The following is a 14399-nucleotide window of genomic DNA, read 5'->3' as shown; positions in this document are numbered from 1 at the left end:
GCCCCACTGTCCATGCCCGCACCTCAGGTGGTCGTCCGCCCGGTCGTGACGGCCACCTTCGCGCGGTCCGCGCCTCAAGTGCACCCAGTCGCGGGCCGGACGCCTCCGGCCCGCGGTCGCGGGTCAGCGAGCCGGTCACGCTGCGCGACGTGGTGGCCGCGGAGCGAAACCTGAGTAGTCTCATAGGCATGAGGCACCACACCCACGACGAGAGCGCGCACCACGCCGACGTGTGGACCGGGCGTGCCACGAACCGCGTCCAGTGGCTGCTGGCACCGGTCGGCGCGGCCTGTCTCGCGCTCGGTATCGAGCTGGCCGTGGACTCCACCTGGAACTCCGGCATCGCCCCGCTGGTGATGTCCGTCGTCGGGTGCATCGCCGCCGGGCTGCTGGTCCTCTTCGGCACCCTCGCGTTCGTGCACGTCGCCCTGAAGGTCGACCGGGAGTGCCTCGAGGTGCGCTGCGGCCACATGGGCCTGCCGCGTCGTCGCATCCCGCTGTCCCACGTGGTCGGCGCCGAGTTCGCCGCGCACGTCACCCCGCGGCACTGGGGCGGCTGGGGGTACCGCTGGCGGCCCGAGAAGGGCACCGCGGTCGTCGTGCGCCGGGGTGAGGGGATCGTGCTGCGGCTGTGGGACGGCCACACGTTCACCATCACCGTGGACGACGCGGAGTCGGCGGTGCGCGTCATCCGCGACCGGCTCCGCACGGTCACCCCGGGCACGACCCACTGATCCCGACCGTCTCGGCCGGTCACCCGGCGCGCGGTCCACTGACCCCGAACCGCCCGGTCACCGTACGCGGGTGTCCTGGTCGCCGTCGGGTCCGTCGGGTGCGAGCGGCCGGGCCGTGGCCAGTCCGGCCAGCAGCCCGGCGCCGGCCGAGACCGTGGTGAAACTCAGCGCGTCGCCCACCGCCGCGATCGCGGCGAGCCCGGTGAGGGCCGCGCCCGCGGTGAGCACGACCGGCGTCGAGCGGGGTGAGCGCCACAGGGCGAACAGCATCCAGAAGAACGCCGTCGCCAGCAGCAGCACCCCGACGAGCCCCTGCTCCGCGGCCTGCTGCAACGGCGCCGAATGCGGTTTGCCGTCGGGCCAGAACGCCTGGGACGCGGTGGGGCTCAGCTCGCCGAACCGGCCGGGTCCCACCCCCAGAACCGGTTCCCGGTGGGCCAGGTGGAGCGCGTCGCGCCACAACAGGACGCGGTGTGCGGTGAGCCGGCCCGCCAGCGAGGTGGTCGGCCCGGCCGGCAGGACGTTCCCGGTCAGGGCCCACACCGTCCCGGTCGTCAGGGCCGCCGTCAGGGCCAGGCCCGCGATTCCGGCGTCCCGGGAGCGCAACCGGGCGGCGGCGAGCGAGCACAGCAGTACGGCCCCGCTGACGAGGCAGCCGGTGGCCGAGCCCATGGCGGCCCCGGTCAACGCCATGCCCGTGGCCAGCAGCCGCAGGGCGAGCCGCAGTGCCGGTGCCGTCGTGGCCCAGGCCGCGCAGCAGGCGGCTCCGGTGGCCAGCGTCAGCAGCGCGGCGGCGGCGCCGGCGTGGCCGAGCGGGGTGCTGACCTCGGGGCCGGCGGCGAGATGCGGCAGGGCCACCGCCAGCCCCAGCCCGGCCAGTGCCCCCGCACAGGGTGCCGCGACCGGCAGGAGCGAACCGGCGATCCGGCCGGAGGCGTAGCCGGCGGCCACCGCGAGCACCGCGAGGAGAACCCCCTCCGGCCGGCCGTCGTGTGCCGCCGCGCTGACCAGGGACCAGATGGCGCAGGCCCCCAGAACGATCACGCCCGCGGCGTCGGAAACGTTTCGTCCGGCGCTGTCCGCCTCCGCGCCCGCGCCCGCGGCGGACACCGTCTGCGTGGATCCCAACCGTCGCCCCCCGTACCCGGCCCCCCGACCTGTGGCAGACCCCGGCCACCGGGCCGCGACCGGCCGCACGACAGAGGCTGGGCACACCGTAGCCGCTGATGACCCTTTTGTGGATGAGTTGGACAGGAAAGGTGCACTTCCTGACCGTAGGCGTGCCGTGTGCCGCCGCCTGGACCGCCCCGTCGGCGTCGACGTGGTCCGCCGTACACTCCCGGAGTGACCGTCACCGCAACTTCCGTGGACCATTCCGGCCAGCTGCAGCCGCGCACCCCGCACACCGGGTTCCGCCGCCGGCTGGTCCGTATGATCCCGGCCGCCACCGCAGCGCTGTGCGGAGTAGCCCTCTATCTCAGCTTCCCGCCGCGCACCCTGTGGTGGCTGGCACTTCCCGCCTTCGCCGGATTCGCCTGGGTCCTGCGCGGCCGGAGCTGGAAGGCAGCCCTCGGCCTCGGCTACCTCTTCGGGCTCGGCTTCCTGCTGCCGTTGCTGGTGTGGACCGGCGTGGAGGTCGGTCCCGGGCCCTGGCTCGCGCTGGTCGCCATCGAGGCGATCTTCGTGGCACTGGTCGGCGTCGGTGTCGCCGCCGTCTCCAAGCTGCCCGCGTCGCCGGTGTGGGCGGCCGCCGTGTGGACGGCGGGCGAGGCGGTACGCGCGCGCGTACCGTTCCACGGTTTCCCCTGGGGCAAGATCGCGTTCGGTCAGGCCGACGGCGTCTTCCTGCCGCTCGCCGCCGTCGGCGGAACCCCGGTGCTCGGCTTCGCGGTGGTGCTGTGCGGCTTCGGCCTGTACGAGGCCGGGCGTCTGGCCGCCGAGGGACGCCGAACCCGCGCCGTGCGGCGCGGGGCCGCTGCCGCCGCCCTGCTGAGCGTGGCCGTCCCCGTGGTGGGAGCGGTCGCCGCCCGGCCGCTGGTGAGCGACAAGGCCGAGGACGGCACCGCGACCGTCGCGGTCATCCAGGGCAACGTTCCGCGCTCCGGTCTCGAGTTCAACGCCCAGCGCCGCGCGGTGCTCGACCACCACGCCCGTGAGACCAGGAAGCTGGCCGCCGACATCAAGGCCGGCAAGGTCCCCAAGCCGGACTTCGTGCTGTGGCCGGAGAACTCCTCCGACATCGACCCGTTCGCCAACGCCGACGCGGCCGTCGAGATCGACCAGGCGGCCCGGGAGGTCGGCGTCCCCATCTCGGTCGGCGGCGTCGTGGAGCGCAGCGGCAAGCTCTACAACGAGCAGATCCTGTGGGACCCGGCCAAGGGACCCACGCAGACGTACGACAAGCGGCAGATACAGCCGTTCGGCGAGTACCTCCCGCTGCGGTCGCTCATCGGGGCGATCAACAAGAACTGGACCAGCATGGTCCGCCAGGACTTCAGCCGGGGCACCAAGCCCGGCGTGTTCGACATCGGCGGCGCCAAGGTCGGCCTCGTCACCTGCTACGAGGCCGCCTTCGACTGGGCCGTACGGTCCGAGGTCACCGACGGCGCACAGCTGATCTCCGTGCCCAGCAACAACGCGACCTTCGACCGCAGCGAGATGACCTACCAGCAGCTCGCGATGTCCCGCATCCGCGCCGTCGAACACAGCCGGACGGTGACCGTGCCGGTCACCAGCGGCGTCAGTGCGATCATCATGCCGGACGGGCGGATCACCCAGAGGACCGGCATGTTCGTGCCCGCCTACCTGGTGCAGAAGGTGCCGCTGCGCACCACCGAGACACCGGCCACCCGGCTGGGCATCCTCCCCGAGATCGCCCTGGTGATCGTCGCCGCGGGCGGGCTCGGCTGGGCGATCGGGGTCGGTGTGCGCGGTCGGCGCGCCGCCGACGCGTAGCCGTACGCCGTCCGTGCGCCGGGGCGGGGAAACCGGAGCGAGCCGGACCGGCCCGCTAGGGTCGGGCCATGGCAACTCCTGAGTTCATCCGTACGCTCCGGGCCTCCGCCGGTCAGCAGCTGCTGTGGCTCCCCGGGGTCACCGCCATCGTCTTCGACGACGAGGGCAGAGTGCTGCTGGGCCGCCGGTCCGACACCCGTAAATGGTCCGTGATCGGCGGCATCCCGGAGCCGGGTGAGCAGCCGGCGGTCTGCGCGGTGCGGGAGGTCCACGAGGAGACGGCGGTGCACTGCGTCGTCGAACGGGTGGTCCTCGTGCAGGCCCTCGACCCCGTCACGTACGACAACGGTGACGTCTGCCAGTACATGGACATCACCTTCCGCTGCCGCGCCGTGGGCGGCGAGGCGCGGGTCAACGACGACGAGTCGCTCGAGGTGGGCTGGTTCGAGGTGGACGCGCTGCCGGAGCTCAACGAGTTCGGACTGTTCCGGATCAAGCAGGCCATGTCCGACGCGCCCACGTGGTTCGACGCCGTCGCTTCCGACCCCACCGTTGCGCACTGAACCCGGCAGACCGTGTGCGGCCGCGGCCGGACGCTGCCTAGGGTGGGATCATGACCTCGCCCGGCGTCCCGCCCGCCCCCCATGCCCTCTCTCTGGACCTCGGCGGCCGCACCGCCCTCGTCACCGGTGCCGCCGGCGGCATCGGGCGGGCCTGCGCGCTGCGGCTGGCGGCCGCCGGGGCCGAGGTCAGAGCCGTCGACCGGGACGCGGCGGGGCTTGACGCACTGGCCGAGCGGGCCCGGGGTCTGGCGGGCGGCGTCGAACCGCAGGTTCTGGACCTCACCGACCTGGACGCCGCGGAACGCGCCGCGGCGGGCACCGACGTCCTGGTCAACAATGCCGGGCTGCAACTGGTACGCCCCATCGAGGAGTTCCCGCCCGACACCTTCCACACCGTACTGACGGTGATGCTGGAGGCGCCCTTCCGCCTGATCCGCGGCGCCCTGCCGCACATGTACGGGCAGGGATGGGGCCGGATCGTCAATGTGTCCTCCGTCCACGGACTGCGCGCCTCCGCGTACAAGTCGGCGTACGTGGCCGCCAAACACGGCCTGGAGGGCCTGTCCAAGACGGCCGCCCTGGAGGGCGCGTCCCACGGCGTCACCTCGAACTGCGTGAACCCGGCATACGTGCGCACCCCACTGGTCGAGAAGCAGCTCGCCGACCAGGCGCAGGCGCACGGCATCCCCGAGGAGCGCGTGCTGTCCGAGGTCCTCCTGCAGGACAGTGCCGTCAAACGGCTCATCGAGCCGGAGGAGGTCGCCGAGGCCGTGGCGTACCTGTGCAGTCCGCAGGCGTCCTTCGTCACCGGCACCTCACTGGTCCTTGACGGCGGCTGGACGGCACACTGAAACGTCCCGCGCCCGCGCCGGGGAAGTTCCGCCTTCGGGGACCTCACGGCCGTGTTGGACCGGATCGGCTGACTTTCCGGCCGACGGGCCGCGCCTCCCCGTCCGGAGAGGCGACGGCGCCCCGGTTCGAACCGCCCCGGGGCGCCCCTGCCGCGACGGCCGCTTTCCTACGTCGCGGCAAGCCCTTCCATGCCTGACCGGGCGAACGCGGGGAGTCCGGTTGCCGTGGTGCCCTTCGTCAGCGCACCGTTCCGGCCGACACGGAAGCCGTCGATCGTGCCGGACGTGGCGTTCTGCACGTACACGAACCTGCCGTCCATGGTCACGGCCAAGTCGATGACGCCTTGCGACTTGCCGGACGGCGCGGCAGCGATGCCGGCCTCGTTGGTCGGCGCGAGCCGGTTCCTCCTGTCGGTGCGGTAGCCGCTTACCGTGGAGTTTCCGGTTCCGACATCGCCACCGGCGGCCAGGCGATATCCAGCAACGGCTACACCCCGGTGTGGGAGCCCTTCTTCCTGATGAACGGCAGCAGACTGGTCGTGTACTACTCCGACCAGCGCGACACCGGCCACGGTCAGAAACTGGTGCACCAGGTCAGCACGGACGGTGTGAACTGGGGTTCCGTCGTGGACGACGTGGCGATGCCCACCTACAGCGACCGCCCCGGCATGGCGACCGTCGCACGACTGCCGAACGGCAAGTACGTGATGACCTACGAGTACGGCGGTGCGCCGGAGAAGAACTTCGCGGTGTACTACAAGATCTCCTCCGATCCCGAGGCCTTCGGCTCCGTCACCGGCCAGGTACTGAAGTCGACCGACGGGTACGTTCCCTCCAGCGCCCCCTACATCACCTGGCTTCCCGCCGGCGGGCCGGACGGCACTCTCGTCGTCAGCGCCACCAGCACCGGCGACCTGTTCCTCAACACCCAGAACGGCGCCGCGAACGCCTGGACGCGTATTCAGTCGAACGTCGCCGGCGGGTACAGCCGAGGCATGCTCCCGCTGCCCGACGGCCACAGCCTGGAGGTCTTCAGCGGCGGCTACAACGGCAGCTCGCTCAACCCGGTCACGTACAGCACCATCGACCTCGGCGGCGGCATCAACGACGGCGCCACCTGCACCGTCACCAACGCGGGCAGCAATCTGCCGCTGACCATCGCGAACGGCTCCACCGCCAACGGCACCTACGCGACCCAGCAGAACACCGACAACACGAACGACCAGCAGTGGAAGTTCGTCCTGCAGCCCTCCGGCTACTTCAGGATCTTCAACGTGGCGAGCGACAAGGTGCTGGGGGTGGAGAACCAGTCCACCGCCAACGGCGCCAAGGTGCTGCAGTGGGACGACAACGGCACCCTCGACCATGAATGGGCCGTCGCACCCAGTCCGTCGGGTGGCTTCACCGCCGTCAACCGACTCACCGGCAAGTACCTCGAAATCCCGAGTACCTCCACCACCCCGGGCACCGTCGCCGGGCAGTGGGACAGCACCGGCTGCGCCTGCCAGCGCTGGAACCTCACCCAGACAGCGCTGCCGGCCCTGGCCGGCGGACAGTACGCGCTGGGGAACAAGAACAGCGGCAAGTACCTGGAGATCCCCGCCGCGTCCACCACCGCCGGCACGGCAGCCGACCAGTGGCGGAACTCCGCCTGCGACTGCCAGCTGTGGACCTTCCAGTCCCAGAGCGGCGGGGCGTGGACCCTGCAGAACGTCCACAGCGGCCTGAGGCTCGACGTCAGCAACTCCTCGACCTCCGCCGGCGCGGCCGTCGTCCAGAACACCGCCTCGGGCGGCAACTCCCAGAGATGGACCCTGACCAGCGCGGGCGGCGGCTACTACAAGCTCGTCAACGCGGGCAGCGGTCTGCCGGCCGGCATGGCCCAGTCCTCCACCGCCGACGGGGCGTCCGTCATCCAGTGGAACGACGTCGGCGTGGACGACCAGCTCTGGAGGATCGTCCGCGTCAACTGACCCGTCGAAAGGCCGGCGGTCCGGCCTCCTGCCGGGCTCACCGGCCGAGCCGGTGAGCCCGGCAGCCCCCGGGTGGCAGCCGTCAGCCCGTCAGGCGGCCGTGCCGCCGGTCACCGTACTGCCGGTCCTCATGACGTGGTAGGTCACCGAGGTGCCGCTCCAGAAGTGGAAGGTGAGCGTGACCCCTGAGCCGTCCCTGAGTGACTTGACGAAGTCGGGGGTCAGCTTGACGGAGTCGCCGGTGTACGCCGAGAAGGCGGTGTCCCACTGCTGGTAGGGCGTCCAGCTCGCCGGACCGGCGTTGCCGCCGCCGTCGTCGTACGTGGCCTCCATCGTCGCCAACCGGTCACCGCGGAACTGGGTGGGAATCACCAGGCCGTCGGTGTTTCCCGAGGCGTTGGACAGCACCGGGGGGTCGTAGGTGATCACGTCGATGCGCCACGGGACTCCACGGGAGAACCTGGCCTCGAGTGTCGCGTCGACCCCGTACGCCCGGTCGCCGGCCAACTCGGTGAGTACGGCGGCCGTCAGCGTGAGCTCGTTGCCGGAGACGGTGTAGTCCTTGCCCTTCACGAGGTTCCGGGAGCCCTGCCGCAGACCTTGGAAGCCGGTGCCGTTGTCGTTCAGCGTGAGTGTCCGGCTGGTGACGGGACTCGACTTCGGGAGGAACACCTGATCGCTGGAGGCGGTTCCGGAACGGGTGGTCCAACTCGACTTGATCTGGGCGAACAGCTCCTGGTCACGCCATCGGAGGGTGTCGCGGTTCAGGAACTGACCGGCGTCCCACAGCATGGTGGTCAGCCCCCGCTCGCGGGCGTAGTTGCCCAGGAACTCGAAGTACTTGCGCACCTCGCCGCGTTCGATGATGCCGGGACGGGTGTGGTCGTAGGCGAGCAGGGCGTACTCGCCGATGAGGACCGGGATGCCGTGTGCGACGAAGGTGTGGTACGCGCGGTCGAAGCTCTGGGTGAGGTCCTGCTCCGAGGTGGTGTCGAAGCGGGTGTAGCCGGCGATGTTCACGCTGAACGGCCACCAGCCGTAGAAGTGAATCGTCGTGGCCACCATCGGGTCGCGCAGATCGGCCAGTTCGGCGGCCAGGGCGTCGAGCCGGCCCTGGTCGGCGTTCGTGTACAGGGTGGGCAGGACGAGGAGGCGCTTGGCGTTCCCGCCTCCGGACCCCCGTACGACGCCGTGGAACGCCTTGTCGAGCTCGGCCAGCAGCCGGTAGTTCTCGTCGTCACCGGAAGTGCCGCTGAACGTCGGCTCGTTGATGCTCTCGAACACCAGCCTGGACGGTTCGTCACGGAACTCCGCCGCGATCTGGGTCCAGGTCGCGGTGTAGCGGGCGAGGACGGTGTCGTGGTCCGTCGAGAGGTCGTCGACCCACATCCACGAGTCGTGGTGCATGTTCAGCATCACGTACAGGTCCTCGTCCAGCGCCCAGTCGACGACCCGCCGTACCTTCGCCAGCCAGTCCGGGTCGATGGTGTAACCGGGCGCGGCGCCTTGGTGGCCGCCCCAGGTGACGGGCAGACGGATGCTCCTGAACCCCTGGGACCTGACCTTTCTGAGGAGAGCCCGGGTCACGGGCGGGTTGCCCCAGGAGGTCTCGTCGGGGATGGCGTCGTAGGTGTTGCCCATGTTCCAGCCGGGCTGCATGGCCGCCACCGCGGACCGGGCGGCCGGGGCGCTGGGCGGTGGCGCCGGCGGTCCGGCGGCCCGTGCCGCGGCGGGCGGCACCAGCGTGAGCAGGGCGATCGACAGCAGCAGCGCTGCCAGCCGCCGCGCGGGGCGCGACGACCCGTGCCGTCGCGGCGGTAACCCTGTCCGTCTCCTCGTCATCACGTGCCCCTTCCGGTTCGGTCGGCGGCTGGGACCCTGCCGGGTCGATGACAGAAAGTTTCTTGGTTCTCGGCGGAGAAATTAACATGAAGATGTGAGAGAGGCCACAGGCCGGTCGGCAAGAGGTGCCAGAATGGCCGACACGCCAACAGCGAGCGGTTCGACGAACGGGAAGGCGACCTTGGCGGACTACGCAGCGGAGGGACCGGCCGACGGGAACGGCGGGGCGAACGGCGGGGCGAAGGTCGCTCCGAAGTCCGTAACCATCGCCTACATCGCCGAATCGGCCGGGGTGTCGGTCCCGACCGTGTCCAAGGTGCTCAACGGAAAGTCGGGAGTGTCCGCGGACACGCGCGCCCGGGTCGAGGAGCTGATCAACCGCTACGGCTATCGCAAGCCGGCCGGAGCGGGCCGCAGCAACGTCGTGGAGCTCGTGTTCCGCGAGCTGAAGGACATGTGGGCGGTGGAGATCATCCGGGGTGTGGAGCGGGTGGCCCGCCGGCACCGCGTGGGGGTCATGGTGTCGGAGTTCGGGTTGCCCGACACCACCACGCCGGCCTGGGAGGACACGGTGTCCCGGCGTCCGAACTGCGTGTTGTCCGTCGCGCAGCTCTCCGAGGCCGAACGCGAGCAGCTCACCGCGAAGGGGATCCCGTTCGTCGTCCTCGACCCCATCATGGAGCTGCCGGACGACGTCCCGTTCGTCGGCGCCACCAACTGGTCCGGTGGCCGGGCCGCGACCCGCCACCTGGCCGGACTGGGGCACCGGCGCATCGCGATGATCGGCGGGCCCGAGGAGCAACTGTGCTGCTCGGCCCGGCTGGACGGCTACCGCTCCGCGCTGCGGACCGCCGGCCTGCCGGTCGATCCGCAGATCATCGTCCACGCGGGCCTCACCCGGGAGGACGGCCGCGCCGCGGCGCGCTCCCTGCTCGCCCTGACCGAACGCCCGACGGCGATCTTCGCGTCCAACGACCTTCAGGCCCTGGGCGTCTACCAGGCGGCACGCGAGGCGGGCCTGCGCGTTCCGGACGACCTGAGCGTCGTCGGCTTCGACGATCTGCCGGTCGTGGCCTGGGTCGACCCGCCCCTGACCACCGTCCACCAGCCGCTCACCGAGATGGCGGCGGCCGCGACCGAACTGGCGCTCACCCTCGGCCGCGGCGAGAAGGCCCCACAGGTCGGGCTGGAGATCGCGACGACCCTGACGGTGCGGGACAGCACGGCACCGCCGAGGACCTGACCTCGCCGACCTGAGTCATCGGAACCGTTGACCCCCGGCAAGAGCCCTCGTTAGCCTCATTACGAAACTATCTGAGCTCGTCGCATGAAAGTTTCTCTCTCAGGGCCAAGCCCATGAAAGGACTCGCTTTGCCGAGCACGTCCGCGAGGGGCAACACCTTCAGCAACCCCGTCATCCCCGGATTCCACCCCGACCCCAGCATCTGCCGGGCCGGCGAGGACTACTACCTCGCGTGCTCCAGCTTCGAGTACTTCCCGGGCGTGCCCGTCTTCCACAGCCGCGACCTGGTGCACTGGACGCAGATCGGCAACGCCCTGGACCGGCCGAGCCAGCTGCGCCTGCCCTCCGACTCCGCGTCGTCGGGCGGTCTCTACGCCCCCACACTGCGCCATCACGACGGCCGCTTCTGGCTGATCGTCACCAATGTGAGCGGCGACGGGAACATCCTGTTCACCGCAACCGATCCGGCCGGTCCCTGGTCGGAACCGATCCGGCTGCCCGGAGTGCAGGGCATCGACCCGGACCTCGCCTGGGACGACGAGGGCAACTGCTGGTGCACCGTCGCCGGGGTCAGCCAGATCAGGATCGACCCCCGCACCGGGGAGACCTTCGGCGAGCCGCGGCGCCTGTGGTCCGGAGCTCCCGGCGCCAAGGCCCCGGAGGCGCCGCACCTCTACCACATCGGCGACTACTGGTACCTGCTCATCGCCGAGGGCGGCACCGAGCGGTGCCACGGTGTCTCGATCGCCCGCGGCCGCACCCCGGGCGGCCCGTTCGAACCCTGCCCGGCCAACCCGATCCTGACGCACCGCGGCACCGACCACCCCATCCAGAACACCGGACACGGGGACCTGGTGCAGGGCCCGGACGGTTCCTGGTGGATGGTGTTCCTCGGAGTCCGGCCGCAGGGTGGCACACCGGGCTGGCACGTGCTCGGCCGGGAGACGTTCCTGGCCCCGGTGACCTGGGTCGACGACTGGCCGGTCGTAGGGGAGGTGTCACCCGACATGCCCCCACCGCCATGGCCCCTCCAGGAGCCTGCCGCCGTGCCGGTCCGGGACGACTTCGAGCCCGGCGAACTCGCCCCGGGCTGGATCTCGCCGCGCTCGCGTCCCGAGGAGAACTGCACCACCAAGGAACGAACCGGTTGGCTGAGCCTGCGCGCCCGGGGCGGATCGCTCGACGACCCGGAGGCCGTTCTCGTCGGCCGCCGCCAGCAGCACCTGTCCTGCCGCGCACGGGCCCTGGTCGATCCGGCCGAGGGACGCGGCGGGCTGGCCGTCCGTCTCGACGAGCAGCACCACTACGAGATCGAGACGACGTCGGCGGAGGTGCAGGTGATCGCCCGCGTCGGGCCGCTGCGATCGGTGGTCGCGTCGCACCCGGTGGCCGGCGGCCCGGTCGTGCTCAGGATCGAGACGGCCGTCGCACGGCACATCACCGACGCGCGCCAGGGGCCCGACACCGTCTCGCTCGGTGTGGAGAACGCGGAGGGCGCGTTCGTCGAGCTCGCGGGGCTCGAAGGCCGGTACCTGTCCACCGAGGTCGCCGGCGGTTTCACCGGTCGTGTGATCGGCTTGTACGCCGCGGCGGGCACCGTCCACTTCGACTGGTTCGACTACGAGCCACTGGAGGACTGAGACCACACGCAGGGGCCGGCGCCCCCGGCCGAGGGCTGCGTCTGCGCGGCGGAGATCACCACGGCGGAGGCGCTCGGCGCCCGCGCGGGTACGGGCACGGAGAGCACCGCGCCCGACGCCGCCGTGGCACGGGACAACCCGTGGCGGGCGGTGGTGACCAGAAGGCGGTTGCCCGAAGGGTGCAGACACACCGAGGTGGGTTGCGGAGCAGGCAGCGTCAGCGTCCGGAGCAGACGGCCGTCGGGACGGTACCGGCGTACCGAACCGCCGCCCCACACCGCGACCCACAGGCACTCCTCGTCGTCGACGGTCATGCCGTCGGGACTGCCCTCGTCGTCACGGAAACGGACGAAGGTCTCGGGAGCGCCGACGAGGTCGCCGGTGGCCGGGTCGACCCGGCAGCGCAGAACGAGGCCGGCCGCACTGTCCGCCAGGTACATGGTCGTGCCGTCGGCGGTGAACGCCGGCCCGTTGACGATGGTCAAGCCGTCGAGCACGCGTACGACGGTGCCGTCGGGGTCCGTTCGGTAGAGGGAGCCCGCGCCCGGGGTGCCGTCGTAGGCCATGCTGCCGGCCCAGAAGCGGCCGGCGGGGTCCGCGACACCGTCGTTCATGCGGCTGGGGGCGGTGGTGCGGTCCTCGGGGCGGTCCAGCCATTCCGGTGTGCCGTCGGCGGTGAGCAGCGCGATGCCGGTGCCCGCGGCGGCGATCCATGTGCCGGGCTGTCCGGCCACTGGCGCGACGGCTCCCAACGGCACGTCTACTCGGGCCAGTTGGTGGGGGACCGGTTCCGTGCCGTCGCGGAGTTCGAAGAGCCTGCCGCTGAGTATGTCGACGTACACGTACCGGCCGTCGAACCAGCGGCCGCCCTCGGCGAGTTCGTACGCTCCGGCCACGACGACTGTCGAGGTCCCCGCCGTGGATGTCATGGTCGGTCTCCTGGGTGGTTCAGCGGATGGTCGTGCCGTCGGGCTGGTCGAACAGTCCGAGTTCGTCCTGCGTCGGCAGGCCCTCCCAGTCGCCCCGGGTGGCGACGACGAAAGCCGCGGTGGTGACGGCCCGGTGCAGACGGGCGGTAACGTCCGCACCGTTGAGGAGACCGGACAGGTACCCGGCCACGAAGGCGTCCCCGGCGCCGACCAGATCGATCGCGTCGACCTGGCGCGCCGCGCAGTCGGTCGCCCCGTCCGCGGTGAAGGCGGTCGCACCGCGGGCGCCCCGTTTGACGACCACCTCGCCGACCCCTTCGGCCAGAACGCCGCGGACGGCCTCCGGTTCCTCCACGCCGGGGCGTTCCAGCACCAGCGGCAGCTCCTCCTCGGAGGCGATCAGCAGATCCGTGTGGGGCAGCAGCGGCCGGAGCGCCGCACGGGCGCGGTCGGCGGTCCACAGCCGGGAGCGGTGGTTGACGTCGAGGCATACGGTGATGCCGGCGCCGTGGGCGGTGGCGGCGGCTGCCAGGACGGCCTCGGCCGCCGAAGCGCCGAGCGCCGGTGTGATACCGGTGAGATGTACGACGCGGGGTCCCGCGGCCAGCGCGGGCAGTACGTCGGCCGGCGAGAGGGCCGAACCGGCGGAACCCGCGCGGTAGTAGCTGACGCGGGTGAGCGTGCCCAGGCGGGGTTCGGTCAGCAGCAGTCCCGTGGGACGGCCCATGTCGTCGGTGACCGCGTGGCCGATGTCGACGCCTTCGGCGCGCAGCGTGCGCAGCACGAGCGCACCGAGTTCGTCGGCGCCGACCCGGCCGGCCCAGCGCACCCGGTGCCCGAGCCGGGCGAGGCCGATGGCGACGTTGGACTCGGCCCCCGCCACGGACAGGCCGAGGCTGCCGCCGAGCCGCAGTGCGCCCTGTGCGCGCAGCGCCGCCATCGTCTCGCCGAAGGTCACCACCTCGGGCGGAGCCTGGGGGACCGGTGCCGTCATGACGGCTCTCCCGCGGCGACCTTGCGGAACTCGGCCGCGCGGGCGCGGAGCCGGTCGAGGTCGCCGCCGTCGGCCGCGTCCCCGACCAGGGGCGAGCCGACTCCGACGGCGATGGCTCCGCGGTCCAGGTAGTCGCGGGCAGCCTGTGCGTCCACCCCGCCGACGGGTACGAAGGGCACCTCGGGGAAGGGGTCGCGCAGGGCCCGTAGATAGCCGGGGCCGCCGAGAGCGCCGGGGAAGAGCTTGATCGCGGCGGCGCCCCGGACGAGGGCGAGTTCGATCTCGGTCGGCGTCAGGGCTCCCATCAGGACGGGTACGCCGCAGGGCTGCAGCCCGTCGACCAGTGCGGGGGTGACGAGGTACGACGCACCGGCCTCCACGGCGTGGGCCGCGTCCGCCGCCGAGCGCACGGTTCCGGCGCCCAGAGTCGCGTCGGGGCCCAGTTCGGCGCGGGCCCGCCTGATCACGGTGAGGGCGTCGGCGGTGGTCAGCGAGACCTCGATGGCCGCGATGCCCTCCTCGGTGAGGGTGCGTACGGTACGCAGGGCCGCGGCGGGGTCCTTGCCCCGTACGATCGCGAGCAGGCGGTGGGCGCCAAGGGATTCCACCAGGTTCATCGGAGCGTGCTCTCCTCGAGGACGGCGCGGGAATGGGGTCCGGGGGCCGGGCCGGCGG

13 protein-coding genes are annotated in these 14399 nt (G+C 71.7%); 7 read left to right on the top strand and 6 right to left on the bottom strand.

The window, feature by feature from the left end; translation table 11 throughout:
* The first annotated feature begins 188 nt into the window (after positions 1 to 188).
* Positions 189 to 734, top strand: coding sequence for a hypothetical protein (locus tag ACWC21_RS39140; protein ID WP_450889274.1), 546 nt, complete (start codon positions 189 to 191; stop codon positions 732 to 734).
* A gap of 57 nt (positions 735 to 791) precedes the next feature.
* Here the strand turns inward: ACWC21_RS39140 and ACWC21_RS39135 are convergent, their stop codons facing one another.
* Positions 792 to 1862 (bottom strand): O-antigen ligase family protein, encoded by a 1071-nt coding sequence (locus ACWC21_RS39135; RefSeq protein WP_450889272.1) that lies wholly within the window; start codon positions 1860 to 1862, stop codon positions 792 to 794.
* Between the two features lie 216 nt (positions 1863 to 2078).
* On the opposite strand from ACWC21_RS39135, the gene lnt reads away from it, so the two are divergent.
* From lnt to ACWC21_RS39120, 3 genes are all read left to right on the top strand, one after another.
* Entirely contained in the window at positions 2079 to 3689 is a 1611-nt protein-coding gene (gene lnt / locus ACWC21_RS39130; RefSeq protein ID WP_450889270.1) for an apolipoprotein N-acyltransferase, read from the top strand.
* A gap of 68 nt (positions 3690 to 3757) precedes the next feature.
* Positions 3758 to 4252 carry an NUDIX hydrolase gene (locus ACWC21_RS39125; protein WP_450889269.1) on the top strand — a complete coding sequence of 165 codons (495 nt, stop codon included), beginning with the start codon at positions 3758 to 3760 and terminating at the stop codon, positions 4250 to 4252.
* 50 nt (positions 4253 to 4302) lie between these two features.
* Entirely contained in the window at positions 4303 to 5103 is an 801-nt protein-coding gene (locus ACWC21_RS39120) for a 3-hydroxybutyrate dehydrogenase (RefSeq protein WP_450889267.1), read from the top strand.
* Between the two features lie 167 nt (positions 5104 to 5270).
* Here ACWC21_RS39120 and ACWC21_RS39115 read toward each other — a convergent pair whose 3' ends face one another.
* A complete protein-coding gene (locus tag ACWC21_RS39115; protein WP_450889265.1) occupies positions 5271 to 5675 on the bottom strand; it encodes a hypothetical protein in 405 nt (134 codons plus the stop codon).
* On the opposite strand from ACWC21_RS39115, the gene ACWC21_RS39110 reads away from it, so the two are divergent.
* Positions 5622 to 7076, top strand: coding sequence for an RICIN domain-containing protein (locus ACWC21_RS39110; RefSeq protein ID WP_450889264.1), 1455 nt, complete (start codon positions 5622 to 5624; stop codon positions 7074 to 7076). The two genes, ACWC21_RS39115 and ACWC21_RS39110, sit on opposite strands and share 54 nt — an antisense overlap.
* A gap of 90 nt (positions 7077 to 7166) precedes the next feature.
* Here the strand turns inward: ACWC21_RS39110 and ACWC21_RS39105 are convergent, their stop codons facing one another.
* Positions 7167 to 8918 (bottom strand): cellulase family glycosylhydrolase, encoded by a 1752-nt coding sequence (locus ACWC21_RS39105; protein ID WP_450889262.1) that lies wholly within the window; start codon positions 8916 to 8918, stop codon positions 7167 to 7169.
* A 133-nt stretch (positions 8919 to 9051) separates the two neighbouring features.
* Here ACWC21_RS39105 and ACWC21_RS39100 point away from each other — a divergent pair, with 133 nt between their 5' ends.
* Positions 9052 to 10161: a LacI family DNA-binding transcriptional regulator gene (locus ACWC21_RS39100; RefSeq protein WP_450889261.1), complete on the top strand. Its 1110-nt coding sequence runs from the start codon at positions 9052 to 9054 to the stop codon at positions 10159 to 10161.
* Positions 10162 to 10289: 128 nt separating this feature from the next.
* The gene (locus ACWC21_RS39095) at positions 10290 to 11801 is read left to right on the top strand and encodes a glycoside hydrolase family 43 protein (protein WP_450889260.1); all 1512 of its coding nucleotides are present in this window, start codon (positions 10290 to 10292) and stop codon (positions 11799 to 11801) included.
* Here the strand turns inward: ACWC21_RS39095 and ACWC21_RS39090 are convergent.
* The 3 genes from ACWC21_RS39090 to ACWC21_RS39080 are packed head-to-tail and all read right to left on the bottom strand — an operon-like array spanning position 11780 to position 14341.
* Positions 11780 to 12730, bottom strand: a complete 951-nt coding sequence (locus tag ACWC21_RS39090) for an SMP-30/gluconolactonase/LRE family protein (protein ID WP_450889258.1) — start codon at positions 12728 to 12730, stop codon at positions 11780 to 11782. The genes ACWC21_RS39095 and ACWC21_RS39090 overlap by 22 nt on opposite strands.
* 19 nt (positions 12731 to 12749) lie before the next feature.
* Positions 12750 to 13724 carry a sugar kinase gene (locus ACWC21_RS39085; protein WP_450889256.1) on the bottom strand — a complete coding sequence of 325 codons (975 nt, stop codon included), beginning with the start codon at positions 13722 to 13724 and terminating at the stop codon, positions 12750 to 12752.
* Complete coding sequence (locus ACWC21_RS39080; RefSeq protein WP_450889254.1) at positions 13721 to 14341, bottom strand: bifunctional 4-hydroxy-2-oxoglutarate aldolase/2-dehydro-3-deoxy-phosphogluconate aldolase; 621 nt, start codon at positions 14339 to 14341, stop codon at positions 13721 to 13723. Before ACWC21_RS39080 ends, ACWC21_RS39085 begins: the two co-directional genes overlap by 4 nt.
* Positions 14342 to 14399 lie beyond the last annotated feature (58 nt).

Source organism: Streptomyces sp. NPDC001348, assembly GCF_053597535.1.
Note: the sequence above shows the minus strand (reverse complement) of the source record. Positions and strands in the feature narration are given on the sequence as shown.